We start from the raw sequence: 19,235 nt of genomic DNA on the forward strand, positions 1-19,235 counted from the left end.
GGGGTGGGGTTCTCGCCGAGGGCCCGGCCCAGTTCGAGCGCGAACAGCGGGTTGCCGCCGCTGGTGCGGTGGATCTCGCGGACGGTGGAGCGGGGCAGGTCGGTGTAGCCGCGGTCGTCGAGCAGCGCGGAGACCTGGGCACGGGAGAGCGGGTTGAGGCGCAGGGCGACCGTGTCGGGCGGAGACGCGCGTAGATGGCGGTCGTACTCCTGGCCCTCGGTCCGCACCGCGCAGAGCATCTGAACGGGGGCGTCGCCGAGGCGGCGGGCGGCGAAGCCGAGCAGTTCGACACTGGCCGAATCCAGCCACTGGAGGTCGTCGGCGACGATCAGGAGGGGGCCGTCGGCGGCGAGGGCGCGCAGCGCCGAGAGCACGGCGAGGCGCAGTGCGAGGCCGTCACGCTGGAGGGTGGACTCCCCGCGGCCGGTGATCGCCGACTCCAGGGCGGTGCGCTGGGCGGCGGGAAGCTTGTCCGACACCTGGTCGAGAGCGAGCCCGAGGAGATCGGCGAGGGCGAGAAACGGAAGATGAGATTCTGACTCGGTCGCGGAGCAGCGCAAGACGGTGTGGGCCACCTGCGAGTATTCCGTGGCCAATGCCTGGAGCACGGTCGATTTCCCTATTCCGGCAGGGCCGTGCAGGAGCACGCTGCCGGAGCGACCGAGCTGCTCACGGGCTGCCGTGAACAGGTCTTCCCTGCCGATGACCAGGTCGGGGCGGCATCGGGCAGGCTCCTGGAAGTCCCGTCGCACGGTTACCCCTCCCCTCCGTGTGTCGTGTCCGTACCAAATTCTAGGCAACATCCCTTTGAAATTCGGACGGACTGAGTGGTGAGGGATATAACAAATGGCGTTGCATAGAGAAATTCACAACTCGGACACATGAATGAAACGACATCATTTTGTCCGAAACCCGACGATTTTACTATCTCTTGGTGGTGTCGACAGACCATGATCCATTAGGGCAGCACCCCCGTCCGGCGGGCCGCCGCCACCGCCTCCCCCCGGGTGTGCGCGCCCAGCTTGCGCATCGCCGACCTGAGGTAACCCTTCACCGTCTCCGAGCGTAGTCCCAGCCGCCGCGCGGCCACCGCGTTCGTCGCCCCGGCCGCCACCCACACCAGCACGTCCACCTCCCGGGGCGTCAGCCGCGCCGAGCCACCCGCACCGCCCCGGGTACCCCCCGGGACGCCCGCCGCGGGCGCCGGTGCCAGCAGCCCGCACGCCGCCAGCAGCTCGGCACGCAGCACCGGATCCGTGATCCGCGGCACCAGCGCGCGCAGCGCCGCGTGCGCCTCCCGCATCTGCTCCCAGGCGGCCACGGCACCCAGGTCCGCGGCCGCGGCCGGCCGGGCCGCCGACAGCAGGTGGTCCGCCTCCTCCCGCACCACCAGCGCCTGCTCCACGTCCCGCGCCGCCTCGACCGCCGCGCTCAGCGTGCGGTCGCCCAGCGGCTGGGCAGTGCGCAGCGCGCCGTACAGCACACCGCGCACCCGGCGCCGTACCACCACCGGCACCGCCAGCACCGAGCGCAGCCCCTCGGCGGCCACCGCGGAGTCGTACTCGTGGCTGATCTGCCGCGAGGAGGAGTAGTCCGTCACCGCGCACGCGCGGGCCAGCGCCACCGCCTTGCCGCCCAGCCCGTTGCCCGCGCTCACCGCGAGCGCGCGCAGCGCCGGAGTCGCGTTGCCGCTCAGTTCGCTGATCCGCACCTGCTGCCGCCCGGCGTCGACCAGACCGCCGAAGGCCACCGGCAGCCCGGTCGTACGGCGCAGCCGTGCCAGCGCGCCGCGGATCTCCGTCGCCCCGGCCGCGTCCGCCGCCATGTCCTCGCCCCTCTTTCGTGGCTCCCTTGCTGCACACACCCCCGTTCGGGGGTAGTGAGACCTGCATCACGGATTACACGATGACGGAGAGCCGCCCGGCAATGGTCCGGCACCGAGGAGGACAAATGACGACGGCGACGGAGCTCTTCCGCAGCGCGCGGGACTTCCTGCTGGAACACCGCGAGGACTACGCCACCGCCTACGAGGGCTTCGCCTGGCCGCGCCCGCCCCACTTCAACTGGGCGCTCGACTGGTTCGACGCGATCGCGCACGGCAACGACCGCACCGCGCTGCACATCGTCGAGGAGGACGGCTCCGAGACCCGGCTGTCCTTCGCCGAGCTGTCCCTGCGCTCCGACCAGGCCGCGAACTGGCTGCGCGGGCAGGGGGTGCGCGCCGAGGACCGGATCCTCGTCATGCTCGGCAACCAGGCCGAGCTGTGGGTGACGGCCCTGGCCGCCATGAAGCTGCGCGCCGTCGTCATCCCGGCCACCCCGCTGCTCGGCCCCGCCGACCTGCGCGACCGCGTCGAGCGCGGACGGGTCCGGCATGTGGTCGCGCGGGCCGAGGACACCGCCAAGTTCGACGAGGTGCCCGGCCCCTACACCCGGATCGCCGTCGGCGGCGCCCCCCTCGGCTGGCTGCCCTACGAGGACCTGTACGGCGCGGACGCCGGCTTCGCCCCGGACGGCCCGACCCTGGCCGACGACCCGCTGATGCTCTACTTCACCTCGGGCACCACCGCCCGCCCCAAGCTCGTCGAGCACACCCACACCTCGTACCCGATCGGGCATCTGGCCACCATGTACTGGATCGGGCTCAAGCCCGGCGACGTGCACCTGAACATCTCCTCACCCGGCTGGGCCAAGCACGCCTGGTCGAACCTGTTCGCGCCGTGGAACGCCGAGGCGACCGTCTTCATCCACAACTACACCCGCTTCGACGCGGCCCGGCTGATGGCGGAGATGGACCGGGCCGCCGTGACGACGTTCTGCGCCCCGCCCACCGTCTGGCGGATGCTCATCCAGGCCGACCTGACCCAGCTGCGCACCCCGCCGCGCGAGGTCGTCGCGGCCGGCGAGCCGCTCAACCCCGAGGTCATCGAGCAGATCCGGCGGGCCTGGGGAGTGACTATCCGGGACGGCTTCGGCCAGACGGAGACCGCGGTGCAGGTCGCCAACAGCCCCGGACAGCCGCTGAAGACCGGCTCCATGGGCCGCCCGTGCCCCGGCTACCGCGTCGAACTGCTCGACCCGGTGTCCGGCGCGCCCGGGGTCGCCGAGGGCGAGATCGCGCTCGACCTGTCGGCGCGGCCGGTCGGCCTGATGACCGGCTACCACGGCGCCCCGGACCGCACCGCGGAGGCCATGGCGGGCGGCTACTACCGCACCGGCGACATCGGCGCCCGGGACGCGGACGGCTACATCACCTACGTGGGACGCGCGGACGACGTGTTCAAGGCCTCCGACTACAAGATCAGCCCCTTCGAGCTGGAGAGCGCCCTGCTGGAGCACGAGGCGGTGGCCGAGGCGGCCGTCGTGCCCGCGCCGGACGCGGTGCGCCTGGCCGTGCCCAAGGCGTACGTCGTCCTCGCCGAGGGCTGGGAGCCGGGCCCCGACACCGCGAAGGTGCTCTTCGAGCACTCGCGCGAGGTCCTCGCGCCCTACAAGCGCATCCGCCGCCTGGAGTTCGGCGGCCTGCCCAAGACGGTCTCCGGCAAGATCCGCCGGATCGAGCTGCGCGAGGCCACGGCCGCCGGCTCGGACGCCGAGTACCGCGAGGAGGACTTCCGGTGACCGCACTTTCCTACGCCCACGGGACCGGCGAGGTCCCCCTGCTCGGCGCCACGATCGGGGCCGACCTCGACCGGACGATCGCGGCCCACCCCGACCGCGAGGCACTGGTCGACGTGCCGTCCGGACGGCGCTGGACCTACGCCGAGTTCGGCGCCGCCGTCGACGAGGTGGCCCGCGGACTGCTCGCCCACGGCATCGCCAAGGGCGACCGGGTGGGCATCTGGGCGGTCAACTGCCCCGAGTGGGTGTTCGTCCAGTACGCCACCGCCCGCCTCGGCGTGATCATGGTGAACATCAACCCCGCCTATCGCGCGCACGAGTTGGAGTACGTGCTGAAGCAGGCCGGCATCTCGCTGCTGGTCGCCTCCCTCGCCCACAAGGGGAGCGACTACCGGGCGCTGGTCGACCAAGTCCGGCACAAGTGCCCCGAGTTGCGGGACGTCGTCTACATCGGCGACCCGTCGTGGGACGTCCTCACGGCCTCCGCCGAGCGGATCCCGCGGGAGCGGGTCGCCGCGGCGCAGGCGGAGCTGAGCTGCGACGACCCGGTCAACATCCAGTACACCTCGGGCACCACCGGCTTCCCGAAGGGCGCCACCCTCTCGCACCACAACATCCTCAACAACGGCTACTGGGTGGGCCGTACGGTCGGCTACACGGAGCAGGACCGGATCTGCATCCCCGTCCCGCTCTACCACTGCTTCGGCATGGTGATGGCCAATCTGGCCGCCACCTCGCACGGCGCGTGCATGGTGCTCCCCGCCCCGTCGTTCGACCCGGCGGCGACCCTGCGGGCCGTCGAGCAGGAGCGGTGCACCTCGCTCTACGGCGTCCCCACCATGTTCATCGCGGAGCTGAACCTCCCCGACTTCGCGTCGTACGACCTGTCGTCGCTGCGGACCGGCATCATGGCGGGCTCGCCCTGCCCGGTCGAGGTGATGAAGCGCGTGGTGGCCGAGATGCACATGGCGGAGGTCTCCATCTGCTACGGCATGACCGAGACCTCCCCGGTCTCGCTCCAGACCCGCCGGGACGACGACCTCGAACACCGCACCGGGACCGTCGGCCGGGTCCTGCCGCACATCGAGGTCAAGGTCGTCGACCCGGCGACCGGGGTGACCGTGCCGCGCGGCACCGCGGGCGAACTGTGCACCCGCGGCTACAGCGTGATGCTCGGCTACTGGGACGAGCCGGAGAGGACCGCCGAGGCTGTCGACGCGGGACGCTGGATGCACACCGGCGACCTGGCGATGATGCGCGAGGACGGGTACGTCGAGATCGTCGGCCGTATCAAGGACATGATCATCCGGGGCGGCGAGAACGTGTACCCGCGGGAGATCGAGGAGTTCCTCTACGCCCACCCCAAGATCCAGGACGTGCAGGTCGTCGGCGTGCCGCACGAACGGTACGGCGAGGAGGTACTCGCCTGCGTCATCCCGAGCGACCCCGCCGACCCGCTCACCCTGGAGGAGCTGCGCGCCTTCTGCGCGCAGCAGCTCGCGCACTACAAGATCCCCAGCAGGCTCCAGATCCTGGCGGGCTTCCCGATGACGGTGTCCGGGAAGGTACGCAAGATCGAACTGCGGGAGAAGTGGACGGAGGGGGCGGCCTCCTAGACGCGGGGTCTTCCAGGCGTCCCGTGTCCCGTGTCCCGCGTCCCGCGGCCGGTGGCGGCGGGCGCCCGGCCGGAAGGTCAGGGCGCCCCCGACGCGTCCAGCCGGTCCGCGGGGCCGTTCACCGGCCGCGGTGTGCCCAGCAGGTCGAGGACGAAGAGGGGGACGAGCAGGACGTCGGCCCGGCCGCGGGCGTCCTCGGCGTACCCCGCGAGCGAGAAGTAGGCGCAGGACGAGGACTCCGCCATGGCCGTCAGCCACAGGCACTCCACGTCCCGTAAGCGCGCCGGGCGCGCCGTCGGGTCCACCTGGGCGACGAGACCGTGGCCGGACAGCGCGATCCCGGCCGGAGGCCGCCGCTCGCCCCGGCGGATGTCCCGGTAGCCGAGCCCGTTCAGATAGCGGGCGGCGGCCGTGACCGCGTCCACCGCGCTGCGGATGGGCGCGGGCCGGAACGCGGGGCGCGCCACGCCGGTCGTGGGGGCGGCCGCGACCGGCAGGCGCAGCACCGTGCCGCACGCGCAGCCCAGCTCCGGCGCCGGCCACTGGCCCCGGCGGCCGCAGGCCGCGCACCGCACGGTGACCCACTGCTCCTCCCAGACCCGGTGGGCCAGCGCCCTGGGCGTGCCGCGCGGGTCCAGCGGCGGGGCCACCGGCGCGCCGCACGCGCACGGATACGACGGCGAGGCGTAGAGGTGTTCGCGCCGACAGGCCGGGCAACGCACCGGCACGCTCTCGGACATGGCCCGCTCCAGGACGGCATCACAGGGGGACAGCGCCCCATCGTCCTCCAGGAGGGCCCCGCCTGTCCGTCCCTTGACCGCCTTCGCCCCACCCGTCTACATTAATTCCAGATAGTAGAAGTTATATTCCGTAATGCGGAAGCATTTCGGCGCGACGGAAGCGCGCGGGGCACGACGGGAGAGCGAATCCGACAGTCGAGGCAGGAGTACTCCATGGCCCGTATGACCGCTGCCCGTGCGGCAGTCGAGATCCTCAAGCGCGAGGGCGTCACCGACGCGTTCGGTGTCCCCGGCGCCGCGATCAACCCCTTCTACGCGGCGCTGAAGGCCGCCGGGGGCATCAGTCACACCCTCGCCCGCCATGTGGAGGGCGCCTCCCACATGGCCGAGGGCTACACCCGCGCCCGTCCCGGCAACATCGGCGTCTGCGTCGGAACCTCGGGTCCGGCGGGCACGGACATGATCACCGGGCTCTACTCCGCTCTCGCCGACTCGATCCCGATCCTGTGCGTCACCGGGCAGGCCCCCACCTCCGTGCTCCACAAGGAGGACTTCCAGGCCGTCGACATCGCCTCCATCGCCGGGCCCGTGACCAAGACGGCGGTCACCGTCCTGGAGGCGGCCCAGGTCCCCGGCGTCTTCCAGCAGGCCTTCCACCTCATGCGGTCCGGCCGCCCCGGCCCGGTCCTCGTCGACCTCCCCGTCGACGTGCAGCTCACCGAGATCGAGTTCGACCCGGAGACCTACGCGCCGCTCCCGGCGTACAAGCCGGCCGCGACCCGCGCCCAGATCGAGAAGGCGATGGGACTGCTCAACGCGTCCGAGCGGCCGCTGATCGTGGCGGGCGGCGGGGTCGTCAACGCCGACGCCGCCGAACTCCTGGTCGAGTTCGCCGAGTTGACCGGTACCCCGGTGGTGCCGACCCTGATGGGCTGGGGCGTCCTGCCCGACGACCACGAACTGAACGCCGGCATGGTCGGCCTCCAGACCTCGCACCGCCACGGCAACGCGACCTTCCTGGAGTCCGACTTCGTCCTCGGCATCGGCAACCGCTGGGCCAACCGCCACACCGGCAGGCTCGACGTCTACACGGCCGGCCGGACGTTCGTCCACATCGACATCGAGCCCACCCAGATCGGCCGGATCTTCGCCCCCGACCACGGCATCACCTCCGACGCCGGGGCCGCCCTGCGCCTGCTCGTCGAGGTCGCACGGGAGCTGAAGGCGGCCGGCCGGCTGCCCGACCGCTCCGGCTGGGCCGCCGCCACCCAGGAGAAGCGGGCACGGCTGCAACGACGTACCCACTTCGACGACATCCCGATCAAGCCGCAGCGCGTCTACGAGGAGATGAACAAGGTCTTCGGCCCCGAGACCCGGTACGTCTCCGCCATCGGCCTCGCGCAGATCGCGGGCGCGCAGCTGCTGCACGTCCACCGGCCCCGCCACTGGATCAACTGCGGGCAGGCGGGCCCGCTCGGCTGGACCGTCCCGGCCGCGCTCGGCGTGGCCAGGGCCGACCCGGAGGCGTCCGTGGTCGCCCTGTCCGGGGACTACGACTTCCAGTTCCTGATCGAGGAACTGGCCGTCGGCGCACAGCACCGCATCCCCTATGTGCACGTCCTGGTGAACAACGCCTACCTGGGCCTGATCCGGCAGGCGCAGCGAGCCTTCGACATCGACTTCCAGGTCAATCTGGAGTTCGAGAACATCAACGCGCCCGAACTCGGCGGCTACGGCGTCGACCATGTGAGGGTCGCCGAGGGGCTCGGCTGCAAGGCGATCCGGGTCACCGAGCCGGGCGGACTGGGCGCCGCTTTCGAACAGGCCCGTAAGCTCGCCGCGGAGCACCGGGTGCCCGTCGTCGTCGAGGTGATCGTGGAGCGCGTCACGAACATCGCGATGTCGACGACCAACGACATCGGTGAAGTCGTCGAGTTCGAGGAGATCGCGACCGAGCCCGGCCACGCGCCGACCTCGATCCGGACGCTGAAGGTCTGAACGGGCGAACGGCCTACGCCGTTCCGCAGCCGGTGATGTCGCCCCCGCCGCCGCTGCCCCAGGACTGCCGCAGGTCCCGCTCGGTCGTCCCGCCCCGGCCGGTCAGCCCCGCCTCCCGGGTGAAGCGAGGAGCGACCGCGGTCAGCGCCCGGTCGCCGTACAGGGCGACCGCGAGCAGCTGGTCCTCCAGCGGCAGCCCGGGACCGTGGCCGGGCAACGGGTGCCGTGCGCGCAGGGACTTCAGGGTGCGGCGGCCGGCGCGGGTGCGGCCGGGCGGGAACGTACGGAGCAGACCGGCGGCCCTGAGTTCGTCCCGCAGCCCGGTGAGCGCTCGGCGCACCGCCTGCCGGTCCAGCAACTGCCGTAGCCCCGCGGGCCGGTAGAGAGCGGCGTGCACCGCCTTGGTGAGCGGCGGCAGGGACCGGTCCGCGGCCGGGCCGGTGGTGCGCATCGTGCCCACCCGGCCGGCCCCGACGGCACCGCGCAGATGCAGCGACAGCACGGCCACCGTGACGGCGGCGCGGGGACCGCCCCGCAGCAGGGCGATCGCGTGCGGTTCCAGCCGGCTCGGCGCGGCACTGTCCATGGCCCACCCCCGTCGCGGGGCCCGCCGCCCCCGTGCCGGCAGGCCCCGCGTGAGAAGAATGTGCCCGCCCGCGGGGCCGGTTGAAGCCTCGGTGGCCGTCTTCAGAGGATGATTTGAGGATTGCGTAGCCCGGGTACGCCCGCGGTCGTACGCGTCGACCCGATGCGTCGTCAGGGCTGTGGCTCGTGCTCCGAAAGGCCGGGCCAGTCGTCCGGGCCGCCGCCCTGCCACTCGATGAGATCGCTCTCCTCGACCTCGATCCGGTCCAGGTCGGCCATGCGCAGGATCTCGACGACATCGTCCAGATGGCTGGCGATGCCGAGGGTCTGGTCGCCCGTGGTGACCCGCCGGGAGCCGTCCAGGGCCGGTGCGTGCACCACGATGTGCGGGAACTCCGTCGGTGGATACGTCATGCCTTCAGGCTGCTGTGGGCGGGACGGATCCGCACTCCGGGAACCTCCGCCGGACGCGGTACGAGGTTCCCGGTATGCCGTACGCGGCCGCGCGGCGGGCCGGGTGGCCGGGACCGCGGCGGCGTCGGCACCGCACGGAGTCCCGGGTGCGTCAGACCCGTGACCCGGAGAGGCGCTCGACGGTGCGCAGCAGGGCCGAGTGGTCCAGGCCGCCGTCGCCCTGGGCGCGCAGGCTGGCGACCAGCTGGGCGACCACGGCGCCGACGGGCAGGGCGGCCCCGACCGCGCGGGCCGCGTCCGTGACGATCCCCATGTCCTTGTGGTGCAGGTCGATGCGGAAGCCCGGCCTGAAGTCGCGGCCGAGGAAGTTGTCCCTCTTGCGGGCCAGCACGGTGGAGCCGGCCAGCCCGCCGGCGAGGACGTCCAGCGCCGCCGTCAGGTCCACGCCGGACTTCTCCAGGAACACCACGGCCTCGGCGCACGCCTGGATGTTCACGGCGACGATCAGCTGATTGGCGGCCTTCACGGTCTGCCCGGAGCCGTGCGGGCCGCAGCGGACGACGGTCCTGCCCAGCGCCTCGAAGACCGGCCGGGCCGCGTCGAAGTCGGCCTGCTCGCCGCCGACCATGATGGACAGCACGGCCTCGACGGCACCCGCCTCGCCGCCGGACACCGGGGCGTCCAGCACCCGGATGCCCCGGGCGGCCGCCGCCCGCGCCAGCTCTACCGAGGTTCCCGGGGTGATCGACGACATGTCGATCAGCAGGGCGCCGGGCCGGGCGTTCTCCAGGATGCCTTCGGGCCCGTACGCGACGGCCTCGACCTGGGGGGACGCGGGCACCATCGTGATGATCACGTCGGCGTCGCGGACGGCCTCGGCGATCGAGCCGACCGCGGTGCCGCCGGCGGCGGTCAGTCGGTCCAGCTTGTCCTGTTCCAGGGTGAAGCCGGTGACGTCGTAACCCGCCTTGATCAGGTTCTCGGACATCGGGGAGCCCATGATGCCCAGGCCGATCCATGCGATGGAGGGGCGGTCCTTGCGGGCGGAGTCTGCGGGGCTGCTGCTCATGGCGCGAGTTCCTCTCTGACTGCTCGGCGGGCTGTTCGGCGGGCTGTTCAGCAGACAGGCCCCAGGGCCCCGGGCGGCAGCCAGCCGAAGGCCTCGGCGCTCGGGCGGCCGCCCGGCTGGTACTCCAGGCCGATCCAGCCCTCGTAACCGGCCTTCCGCAGCCGCTGGAGCAGGTCGTCGAGCGGGAGGCGGCCGGTGCCCGGCGCGCCCCGGCCGGGGTTGTCGGCGATCTGCACATGGCCGGTGACCGGCGTGTACCGCTCGATCGCCCGCGGCAGGTCCTCGCCGTTCATGGACAGGTGGTAGAGGTCCATCAGGAACCGCGCGTTGTCGAGGCCGGTGACCCGGTTGACCTGGTCGACGACGTCGACGGCGGCCTGCGCGCTCACCAGCGGATAGCGGGGAGATTCCGTCCGGTTGAGGGTCTCGACCAGCAGGACCGCCCCGATCCGGTCGGCCGCGGCGGCCGCGAGCGCCAGGTTCTCCAGCGCCAGCGCGTCCTGCTCGGCCGCGGCCACGCCGTCGACGCGGTTGCCGTACAGGGCGTTGAGCGCCCCGCAGCCCAGCGCCCCGGCGAGGTCCGCCGCCACCTCGACGTTGGCGCGGAACCGCTCCGACTGCGCACCGGGGACCGACAGCGCGCCGCGGTCCGGGCCGGGGAGCAGCCCGGCGTAGAAGTTCAGGCCCGTCAGCCGGACGCCCGCGCCCTCGATCGCCTCGCCCAGGGCGTCGAGCTCGGACTGCCCGGGGGTGGGGGAGTCGGCCCACGGCCACCACAGCTCGACCGCGCTGAAACCGGCCGCGGCGGCGGCCGCGGGACGCTCCAGGAGCGGGAGCTCCGTGAACAGGATCGACAGATTGACGCTGAAGCGCTGCTCCGCGGCCGTGTGCGCGTCCTGACCCGGCATGAGGCTCGGCCCTCCCGCTCGCGATGGGTGTCTGATTCCGCGCGGTCCGTGTAATTCCGTATAGTGGAAGTTTATTTCTGCTCCATGAAAGACTGCCGTCGGTCCTCATTGCATGTCAAGAGGGGGTCGGTCAAAGCGGGTGCCGCGCGTTAGGTTGAGCGCGTGCGATTGAGAGTGGAGTTCACGACCGAGCCCTTCGACCTGGAGGAGGCTCCCGCGCACGCGCTGGTGGCCCGCGAGGTCGTCGAGGGTGCCGCGCTGGACGCCGTCGACGTCGGCCCGTTCGGCAACACGGCGGAAGGCGGTGCCGACGCGGTGCTCACGGCCGTGGACGCCGTGCTGCGCAGAACCCTGGCGGCCGGCGCCACCCGGATCTCGCTCCAGGTCAACGTGGTCGGGGAGGGTGAAGGATGACCGCGGCCGAGGAGGGGGCGTTCATCGCGGCCGTGAAACCGCTGGTCGACGCCATCGGCGGCGAGATACTCCCGCCCGACGAGGCCGGCCCCGACGACGTGGTGCTCTCCTGGGAGGGCGCCGACGCCGTCGCCGTGCGACTGCCCCAGCTCGCCGACTCCCTCGACCACATCCTGGCCGCCATGGAGCGCAGGATGGGCAAGCCGCTGGCCGACCTGGACCGCAAGGCCAAGCAGGAGGTCGTACGGACGCTGGAGGCGCGCGGCGCCTTCTCCGTGCGGCACGGCGTGGAGACCGTGGCGGGCGCGCTCGGCGTGAGCCGCTTCACCGTCTACAACTACCTGAATCGCGAGAAGCAGGGCTGAAGTCCCGGCCGGGATCGCCACCGCCCGGCGCCACCGCCCGGCGCCACCGCCCGGCGCTGCCGTCCGGTGTTGTCACACAGAATTTTCAACAAAGTGTTGACGCTGTCTCGCGGAGGGCGTTAGCTGACGGCAGTCCGCACCGCACGAGGACCGTGTCCGGCCGAGCAGGCCGCATCCGGCTACGGAGGCTCCCGTGACTTCGACTTCCGCGTCCCCGGGTCTGGCCCGGTTCAACGTCCTCGGGGAACACGAGGCCCTGGCCGCCCTGCACGAGGTGTGCGCCTCCACCGCATGGGCCGGACGGCTGCTCGCCGCCCGCCCCTACGCCACCGCCGAGGACCTCTACGCCGCCAACGACACCGCCATGGCCGCACTGACCGCGGCCGACCTGACGGAGGCCCTGGCCGCGCACCCGCCGATCGGCCGCCCCGCGCCCGGCGATCCGACCTCGGCCCGGGAGCAGCGCGGCATGGCCGACGCCGCCGAGGAACTCAAGGCGGAGATGCTCGAACTCAACCTGGCCTACCAGGACAGGTTCGGTCATGTCTTCCTGATCTGCGCGACCGGACGCACCGGCGAGCAGATGCGCGACGCGCTCCGGCAGCGGCTCGGCAACCCGCCGGAGCCGGAGCGGGAGATCGTCCGCACCGAACTGGGCAGGATCAACCGCATCCGACTGGCCCGCCTCGCCGAAGGGACCGACCCGGCATGAGTACCGGCACCACCGCCTCGGTGTCCACGCACATCCTGGACACCAGCATCGGCCGCCCCGCCGAGGGCGTCGCCGTCCTGCTCGCCGCCCGCAGTGGGCGCGCCGCCGACTGGCAGGCGCTCGGCGGCTCCGCGACCGACGCCGACGGGCGGTGCAAGGACCTGCCGGCCCTCCCGGAGGGAACGACCCACGTACGGCTCGACTTCGCCGTGGAGCCGTACTTCGAGGGGACCGCGGACCGGCGTGCCGATGCGCGACAGGACGCCCCCGCGCACCGGGACGGCGGTGCGTTCTTCCCCGAGGTGGCGATCACCTTCGCCGTGCAGCCCGGCGAGCACTACCACGTACCGCTGCTGCTGAACCCGTTCGGCTACTCCGTTTACCGAGGGAGCTAGGGCCAGATGACAGAAGATTCCCGTCCCGGCCGCCCGGTGATGCTGGGTCAGAACCAGTACGGCAAGGCCGAGACCCGCGTCGTGAAGGTCACGCGGGACGGCGCCACCCACCACATCAAGGACCTGAACGTCTCCGTCGCGCTCTCCGGCGACATGGACGAGGTCCACTACTCCGGCTCGAACGCCAACGTCCTGCCGACCGACACCACCAAGAACACGGTGTACGCGTTCGCCAAGGAGCACGGCATCGAGTCCGCCGAGCAGTTCGGCATCCATCTGGCCCGGCACTTCGTGACCAGCCAGGAGGCGATCAGGACGGCCCGCATCCGGATCGAGGAGTACGCCTGGGACCGGATCGAGACCTCCGACGCCGGCCCCGGGTCCGGCGGCGCCGACCGGCCCCGGCACTCCTTCGTGCGCCAGGGCCGGGAGACCCGCCTCGCCCAGATCACCTACGACGGCTCGTCGTGGGAGGTCGTCTCGGGGCTGAAGGACCTCACCGTCATGAACTCGACGAACTCGGAGTTCTGGGGGTACGTCAAGGACAAGTACACGACGCTGCCGGAGGCCCACGACCGCATCCTGGCCACCCGGGTCGCCGCCCGCTGGCGGTTCGGCTGGAGCGACGACGCGGACCCCATGCCCTCCTGGGAGACGTCGTACGCGGAGGTCCGCAGGCATCTGCTCCAGGCCTTCGCGGAGACGTACTCGTACTCGCTCCAGCAGACCCTCTACCGGATGGGCGCGCGGATCATCGACAACCGCGCCGAGATCGACGAGGTCCGCTTCTCGCTCCCCAACCAGCACCACTTCCTCGTCGACCTGGCACCGTTCGGCCTCAAGAACGACAACGAGGTCTACTTCGCGGCCGACCGCCCGTACGGCCTGATCGAGGCCACCGTGCTGCGCGACGGCTGCGAGTCGCGCATACCGGTGGACCTCACCAACCTCTGACCCACCCGGGTGTCCCCGGCGCTTCCCGGCGTCGGTCCCGGTCCGTGGCACCGGGATCTCCTGGACGACAGGGCCTAGGGTCCTGCCGTGCCCTCCCCAGAGCGAAAAGGACGAACCATGGCAGCAGCCCAGCGCATCGTCATCGACAACTGCGCGATCGCGACCGTGGACGCCGGCGACACGGAACACGCCTCGGGACACGTGATCATCGCCGGCAACCGCATCGAGGCGGTCGGCGGGGGCCGCGCCCCGGAGGGCCTGGAGGACGTCGTGCGCCGCATCGACGCCACCGGCCACCTGGTCACCCCCGGGCTGATCAACACCCACCATCACTTCTACCAGTGGATCACCCGCGGCCTGGCGACGGACCACAACCTCTTCAACTGGCTCGTCGCGCTGTACCCGACCTGGGCGCGCATCGACGAGAGCATGGCGTACGCGGCGGCCCAGGGCTCGCTCGCGGTGATGGCCCGCGGCGGCGTCACCACCGCCATGGACCACCACTACGTCTACCCCGAGGGATCCGGCGACCTGTCCGGCGCCATCATCAGGGCCGCTCGCGAGACGGGCGTCCGGTTCACCCTCGCCCGCGGCTCCATGGACCGCAGCGAGAAGGACGGCGGACTGCCCCCGGACTTCGCCGTCGAGACCCTCGACGACGCGCTCGCCGCCACCGCACGGACCGTCGACGAGCACCACGACGCCTCCTTCGACGCCATGACGCAGGTGGCCGTGGCGCCCTGCTCCCCCTTCTCCGTCTCCACCGAACTCATGCGCCAGGGCGCCGAACTGGCCCGCGCCAAGGGCGTGCGCCTGCACACCCACGGCTCGGAGACGGTCGAGGAGGAGAAGTTCTGCCACGAGCTGTTCGGCATGGGCCCGACCGACTACTTCGAGTCCACCGGCTGGCTCGGCGAGGACGTGTGGATGGCGCACTGCGTCCACATGAACGACTCCGACATCGCCGCCTTCGCCCGTACCGGGACGGGTGTCGCGCACTGCCCGTCCTCCAACGCCCGCCTGGCGGCCGGTATCGCCCGGGTCCCCGACATGCTCGCGGCCGGTGTTCCGGTCGGTCTCGGCGTCGACGGCACCGCGTCGAACGAGTCCGGCGAGCTCCACACCGAACTGCGCAACGCGCTGCTCATCAACCGGCTCGGAGCCCATCGCGAGGCCGCCCTGAACGCCCGTCAGGCGCTGCGCCTGGGCACCTACGGGGGTGCCCGGGTCCTGGGCCGGGCGGCCGAGACGGGTTCGCTGGAGCCGGGCAAGCTGGCCGACCTGGTGCTGTGGAAGCTCGACACGATCGCCCACGCCTCCATCGCCGACCCGGTGACCGCGCTCGTGTTCGGAGCCGCGGCCCCGGTCACCGCGTCGTTCGTGAATGGCCGTCAGATCGTGGCGGACGGACGGCTCCTGACCGTCGACGAGGACGCGATCGCCCGTTCCACCCGGACCGAGGCCCAGCGTCTCGCGCGGATCACGGCCCAGGGCTGAGCCGGGCCGCCCGGCGTCGCGCGGACGAGGGGCACGGCAGTCGCCGCACCCCTCGTCCGCGCCGACGGCCGACTCAGTCGATCTCGTAACTGTCCCCGTACACCTTCCACTTGAGCGGTGTGGCGAGCCCGAGATTGCCCTCGCGGAGGAACACGCGCTGGGCCGTCTCGACCCGGCTGACCTCGCTGTGGGCGGCCTCCTGCTTCATCGCCCGGACCCGGGCGTCGAGAAAGGCGTTCAGATACGTCGTCTCGTCGCCGCCGTCCGCGGGGGTCACCGCGTGCTGCCGGGCCCGCTCGCGGATGCCGCCGAAGCTGAGGGCGTCCGTGCCGGGGCCGTGCATGACCATGGCGTCGTAGTAGACGAACTGGCCGAGCGTGCCGAGGCAGTCCCGCTTCGCGCGGGCCACCGCCGGGTCGAAGTAGCCGCGGTCCCGCTCGTCGCGCTGGGCCCTGCGGAACGCGGACGTCCCGGCCGCCGTGCGCCAGGCGGCGGGGAAGCCGGGGTCCAGGCCGGTGTGGGAACCGCTGCCGTTCACCGCGCGCAGCGCGGGCAGGTAGCCGGCCAGGACGTTGTCCGGGACCCGCTCGGTGTACAGCTCCACCAGGGCGAGCATGTCGCCGGTCCCGGAACAGAAGCCGATGACACCACCGGTGTAGCCGCGGCCGTCGCCGATGTCCTCGATGTACCCGTACTGCGCCTCCCAGTCCAGGGACGAGTTCTCCGCGCTGGACACCAGCCGCATGGCGAGGTCCTTCTTCGCCGGGTCGTCGAGCCCTCTCGGCGAGGCGCCCGCCTCGGCCGAGGCCCAGCCGGCGGTCACCATCGCCGTGCCGAGAGCGGCGAGCAGCGTGCGGCGGGCGGCGGTTCTGCGGAAGATCGGCACGTCGTCTCCAAAGTGGGTCGCTGTGAAGGGCGGTCGGGTGCGCACCGACTGGGGAACGCGTGGGGACGGCCGTAGGAAAACACCGCAAGTCTAAGAACATATGAACAGTCGGATTCACGGTGGTTCCCGGCGGCTGTCCCCGCCCCACCGCCGGACAGCGGCCGGGCCGGTCTCAGAGTCCGCGGACGGCCTGGCAGGGCCGTGCCTCGGGGAGCCGGCCGGTGAAGAACGCCGTGGGCGGGACACCCATCAGGGTGCGGAAGTCGGCGGTCAGATGCGACTGGTCGTAGTACCCGCTGTCGGAGGCGAGCTGCGCCCAGGGAGCGGTGGCCGCGTGGGCCAGGACATGGCGCAGGCGGTGGATGCGGGCGAAGTGCTTGGGGGAGACACCGACGCCGTCGGCGAAGAGGTTGCGCAACTGGCGTTCGCTGACGGCGAGGTCGCGCGCGACGTCCCGCACGTGGGCGGGGAGGCGGTCCCGGCGGGTCGACAGGGCGTCCACGGCGGCCCGCAGCACCCTGTCGCGCGAGGGATCCACATGCGGCGCCAGGCGGCCGCGCAGCACCTCCGCCAGTCGCGGGACCAGCTCCCCGGTCTCCGGGTCGCCCAGCACACCGGCCAGCCGACGCGCCGTCGGCGTCGGCAGTCCGCCCAGCGGCGCGACCCGTCCCACCAGATCCCGGGCCGGCACGCCGAGCAACGCGCGGGCCGCGCCCGGCGCCAGGCGCAGCCGCACACACGACGTGACCCGCTTGTCGGCGTCCACGTGGTACGAGGCCCGGGTGCGCGGTCCGACGACCAGCGTGTCGCGGCGGGCGTCGCCCTCGGCCCGTACGACCAGGTGCGTCGCGGTCTCCGGCACATGCGTGAACGCCTCGGGCAACGCGCCGGCGACGGACACGGCCACGATGTCGGTGATCCAGGGGCGCAACGCGCCGGGGACGGTCAGGGACTGTTCGGCAAGGGCATGGGACACCCTTCCACGGTAGGCGCGTCGGCGGCCGGACGGGCGGGCCGGCCGTGCCGGAATCTCCTAGCCGCGCCGGGCCGCCGGTCCGCACCGTGGACACCATGATTCTTGTGACGGGTGCCACCGGCACCATCGGCGGTGAAGTCGTACGACGGCTCGCGGCGCGCGGCGAGAAGGTGCGGGCGCTGAGCCGGGACCCGGCGAAGGTCGGGCCGGCTCCCGGAGTGGAGCCGGTGCGCGGGGACTACCGCGATCACGGCTCACTGGCGGCCGCGATGTCCGGGGTGACGGCCGCGTTCCTGGTGGGGGTGCCCGGCCCGGACGCCGAGCACGACCAGGACCTGGTGGCGGCGGCGCGGGCGGCGGGGGTGCGGCGGCTGGTGAAGCTCTCGGCGATCGCCACCGGCGACCCCGAGGTCGGACCCGCCGGACGGCACCATGTGGTGGGCGAGCGGGCCGTGGTGGACAGCGGGGCCGACTGGACGCTCCTGCGGCCCTCGGCCTTCGCCTCCAACACGCTGAGCTGGGCGGGGGAGATCAGGGCGGGCAAGCAGGTGCCGAACCTGACCGGTGACGGTCTACAGGGGGTGGTCGACCCGCGTGATGTGTCGGAAGTGGCGGTGCGGGTCCTGGTCGAGGAGGGCCACACCGGGCGGACGTACACCCTGACCGGCCCCGAGACGATCTCCGTGCCCGGCCAGGCCGCCGTGCTCGCCGAGGTCCTCGGCCTTCCGGTCGGCGTCGGTGAGCTCTCGCCGGAGCAGGTCCGCGCGCATGTGCGGGGCTGGGGGGTCGGCGAGGAGGCCGCGGAAGGGTTCCTGACCGCCTTCGCCTTCGTCCGCAGGGGCGGCAACGCGGTCGTCACGGACGACGTGCCCGAACTGCTGGGCCGCCGGGCCCGCGACTACCGCCAGTGGGCCGAGGAACACCGGCAGGCGTTCACCGGGGGGTAGGGCCTGGCAGTACGGCTGGGAGACAGGGCCCGGCCCGGCCCGGTCCCGCCCGGCGCCGTACCGCACGGTGCGGCGCCGTCGGGTCCGCCGATGCCGCCGCCCGGCGCCCAGCCGACGGTCGGTCCCGGCTATCAGGCCGTGCTGCGCTACCGCGCGCACGACGGTTCCGAGCAGCAGCTGATCCGGCGTTCGGCGCCGGGCACCCCGCACCCGGAGTGGCAGATCTTCCACGAGCTGCGCGGCATGAACGTGCCGCCGGGGCAGGTGCTCGAGCTGCACACCGAGCTGGAGTCGTGCGAGCTGCCGGGCGCGTACTGCGCGCGGATGATCCGCGAGCAGTGGCCGCAGGCGCGGATCGCGAGCATCGCGCCGTACGGCACGGATCACGCGAGCCGGCAGCAGGGCATGCAGCAACTGCTGGCGCACCAGGGCGAGTTGCACCAGGTCGCGGACGGCCCGGCGCGTCCGGCGCCGGTGCGTGCGCCGTTGCCGCCGGTGCAGCCCGCGCCGCCGATCCCGCCGGAGGGCATCGCGCAGGAGCTGGCGGCGGCGTTCGGGCCGGGCGTGTTCCGGTTCGAGCAGGCCGCGGTGTCCCGTCAGGGCGTGCCGCCGGTCGTGGCGCACACGCTGGTGGTGGCGGGTCTGCCGGCGGACATGGGCCCTTTCTTCTGGGCGCAGGCCCAGCCGGGGCGCCCGGTGCCGACCCTGGCGGAGCTGGCGCAGGAGCGCGGGGTGCGGCCGGCGCCCGACGCGGGCTCGTACCTGGTGATGGGCAGCGACTTCGGCAAGGCGATCTGTGTGCAGTACGGCACGGCGAACATCGTCGCGGTGCCGGTGGAGGCGGGGCCGGGCGGCGGTTCGGTGCCGCCGCAGTTCGTCAACACGGGTCTGCCGGAGTTCGCGCGCTGTCTGGCGCTGCTCGGCCGGATGTGGCGGCTGCGGTTCGGTCTGAACCAGGAGCAGGCGGGCCGCTGGACGGTCGATTTCCAGACCCAGCTGGCCTCGCTGGACCCGGCGGCGCTGGGTTCGCCGGAGAGCTGGTGGTCGGTGCTGCTGGAGCAGATGTGGGACGGGCTGCTCTGACGGGGGCGGACGTCGGGTGAAGCGTGGAAGGGGGTGGCCCCGGTCGGTGGACCGG

The 19,235-nt window shown here is 72.5% G+C and carries 19 protein-coding genes and 1 pseudogene; 11 read left to right on the forward strand and 9 right to left on the reverse strand.

All coding sequences use genetic code 11. The annotated features are described in order from the left end of the window. On the reverse strand, window positions 1-803 hold an 803-nt coding region (locus FNH09_RS25795; protein ID WP_152892056.1), incomplete at its 3' end, for an AAA family ATPase. A gap of 155 nt (window positions 804-958) precedes the next feature. Beyond that, window positions 959-1,825 carry a helix-turn-helix transcriptional regulator gene (locus FNH09_RS25800; RefSeq protein ID WP_152892058.1) on the reverse strand — a complete coding sequence of 289 codons (867 nt, stop codon included), beginning with the start codon at window positions 1,823-1,825 and terminating at the stop codon, window positions 959-961. 125 nt (window positions 1,826-1,950) lie between these two features. Here FNH09_RS25800 and FNH09_RS25805 point away from each other — a divergent pair, with 125 nt between their 5' ends. Beyond that, window positions 1,951-3,621 carry an AMP-binding protein gene (locus FNH09_RS25805; RefSeq protein WP_152892060.1) on the forward strand — a complete coding sequence of 557 codons (1,671 nt, stop codon included), beginning with the start codon at window positions 1,951-1,953 and terminating at the stop codon, window positions 3,619-3,621. After that, the gene (locus FNH09_RS25810) at window positions 3,618-5,237 is read left to right on the forward strand and encodes an AMP-binding protein (protein ID WP_162469092.1); all 1,620 of its coding nucleotides are present in this window, start codon (window positions 3,618-3,620) and stop codon (window positions 5,235-5,237) included. The genes FNH09_RS25805 and FNH09_RS25810 overlap by 4 nt, the downstream gene beginning before the upstream one ends. 77 nt (window positions 5,238-5,314) lie before the next feature. Here FNH09_RS25810 and FNH09_RS25815 read toward each other — a convergent pair whose 3' ends face one another. Next, window positions 5,315-5,977, reverse strand: a complete 663-nt coding sequence (locus FNH09_RS25815) for a hypothetical protein (protein ID WP_152892062.1) — start codon at window positions 5,975-5,977, stop codon at window positions 5,315-5,317. A 213-nt stretch (window positions 5,978-6,190) separates the two neighbouring features. On the opposite strand from FNH09_RS25815, the gene gcl reads away from it, so the two are divergent. After that, entirely contained in the window at window positions 6,191-7,975 is a 1,785-nt protein-coding gene (gene gcl / locus FNH09_RS25820; RefSeq protein WP_152892064.1) for a glyoxylate carboligase, read from the forward strand. Between the two features lie 13 nt (window positions 7,976-7,988). On the opposite strand, the gene FNH09_RS25825 is transcribed toward gcl, so the two are convergent. The 4 genes from FNH09_RS25825 to FNH09_RS25840 form a co-directional block, all read right to left on the reverse strand. Then, window positions 7,989-8,792 carry a TIGR04222 domain-containing membrane protein gene (locus FNH09_RS25825; protein ID WP_338017683.1) on the reverse strand — a complete coding sequence of 268 codons (804 nt, stop codon included), beginning with the start codon at window positions 8,790-8,792 and terminating at the stop codon, window positions 7,989-7,991. Further along, on the reverse strand, window positions 8,732-8,974 hold the full coding sequence (locus tag FNH09_RS25830; protein ID WP_152892066.1) for a hypothetical protein: 243 nt from the start codon (window positions 8,972-8,974) through the stop codon (window positions 8,732-8,734). Before FNH09_RS25830 ends, FNH09_RS25825 begins: the two co-directional genes overlap by 61 nt. Window positions 8,975-9,125: 151 nt before the next feature. Next, window positions 9,126-10,043 carry a 2-hydroxy-3-oxopropionate reductase gene (locus FNH09_RS25835; RefSeq protein ID WP_152892068.1) on the reverse strand — a complete coding sequence of 306 codons (918 nt, stop codon included), beginning with the start codon at window positions 10,041-10,043 and terminating at the stop codon, window positions 9,126-9,128. Between the two features lie 47 nt (window positions 10,044-10,090). Then, entirely contained in the window at window positions 10,091-10,951 is an 861-nt protein-coding gene (locus FNH09_RS25840; RefSeq protein WP_152892070.1) for a TIM barrel protein, read from the reverse strand. A 162-nt stretch (window positions 10,952-11,113) separates the two neighbouring features. Between FNH09_RS25840 and FNH09_RS25845 the strand changes: the two genes are divergently transcribed. The 6 genes from FNH09_RS25845 to FNH09_RS25870 all read left to right on the forward strand — a co-directional run bounded on the left by FNH09_RS25845 (window position 11,114) and on the right by FNH09_RS25870 (window position 15,288). After that, entirely contained in the window at window positions 11,114-11,365 is a 252-nt protein-coding gene (locus FNH09_RS25845; protein ID WP_162469093.1) for a hypothetical protein, read from the forward strand. Next, window positions 11,362-11,730, forward strand: coding sequence for a helix-turn-helix domain-containing protein (locus FNH09_RS25850; protein WP_152892072.1), 369 nt, complete (start codon window positions 11,362-11,364; stop codon window positions 11,728-11,730). The genes FNH09_RS25845 and FNH09_RS25850 overlap by 4 nt, the downstream gene beginning before the upstream one ends. A 193-nt stretch (window positions 11,731-11,923) precedes the next feature. Next, window positions 11,924-12,442, forward strand: coding sequence for a 2-oxo-4-hydroxy-4-carboxy-5-ureidoimidazoline decarboxylase (gene uraD, locus FNH09_RS25855; protein WP_162469094.1), 519 nt, complete (start codon window positions 11,924-11,926; stop codon window positions 12,440-12,442). Then, entirely contained in the window at window positions 12,439-12,837 is a 399-nt protein-coding gene (gene uraH, locus FNH09_RS25860; protein WP_152892074.1) for a hydroxyisourate hydrolase, read from the forward strand. The genes uraD and uraH overlap by 4 nt, the downstream gene beginning before the upstream one ends. A gap of 6 nt (window positions 12,838-12,843) precedes the next feature. Then, the gene (gene pucL, locus FNH09_RS25865) at window positions 12,844-13,791 is read left to right on the forward strand and encodes a factor-independent urate hydroxylase (RefSeq protein ID WP_152892077.1); all 948 of its coding nucleotides are present in this window, start codon (window positions 12,844-12,846) and stop codon (window positions 13,789-13,791) included. A 117-nt stretch (window positions 13,792-13,908) separates the two neighbouring features. Then, window positions 13,909-15,288 (forward strand): 8-oxoguanine deaminase, encoded by a 1,380-nt coding sequence (locus FNH09_RS25870; RefSeq protein WP_152892079.1) that lies wholly within the window; start codon window positions 13,909-13,911, stop codon window positions 15,286-15,288. 73 nt (window positions 15,289-15,361) lie between these two features. Here the strand turns inward: FNH09_RS25870 and FNH09_RS25875 are convergent, their stop codons facing one another. Both FNH09_RS25875 and FNH09_RS25880 read right to left on the reverse strand, forming a co-directional pair. Beyond that, window positions 15,362-16,114 (reverse strand): chitosanase, encoded by a 753-nt coding sequence (locus tag FNH09_RS25875; protein WP_152892102.1) that lies wholly within the window; start codon window positions 16,112-16,114, stop codon window positions 15,362-15,364. A gap of 232 nt (window positions 16,115-16,346) precedes the next feature. Further along, window positions 16,347-17,150 carry a helix-turn-helix domain-containing protein gene (locus FNH09_RS25880; RefSeq protein WP_162469095.1) on the reverse strand — a complete coding sequence of 268 codons (804 nt, stop codon included), beginning with the start codon at window positions 17,148-17,150 and terminating at the stop codon, window positions 16,347-16,349. Window positions 17,151-17,236: 86 nt separating this feature from the next. On the opposite strand from FNH09_RS25880, the gene FNH09_RS25885 reads away from it, so the two are divergent. Together FNH09_RS25885 and FNH09_RS25890 are read left to right on the forward strand one after the other, a co-directional pair. Next, the gene (locus tag FNH09_RS25885) at window positions 17,237-18,097 is read left to right on the forward strand and encodes an NAD(P)H-binding protein (protein WP_162469096.1); all 861 of its coding nucleotides are present in this window, start codon (window positions 17,237-17,239) and stop codon (window positions 18,095-18,097) included. Next, window positions 18,031-19,180 (forward strand): annotated as a pseudogene (locus tag FNH09_RS25890) (SUKH-4 family immunity protein); the annotation flags it as partial. The gene FNH09_RS25885 and the pseudogene FNH09_RS25890, both read left to right, overlap by 67 nt. Window positions 19,181-19,235 lie beyond the last annotated feature (55 nt).

This window comes from Streptomyces adustus (assembly GCF_009377175.1).
GTDB classification, from domain to species: Bacteria; Actinomycetota; Actinomycetes; order Streptomycetales; family Streptomycetaceae; genus Streptomyces; species Streptomyces adustus.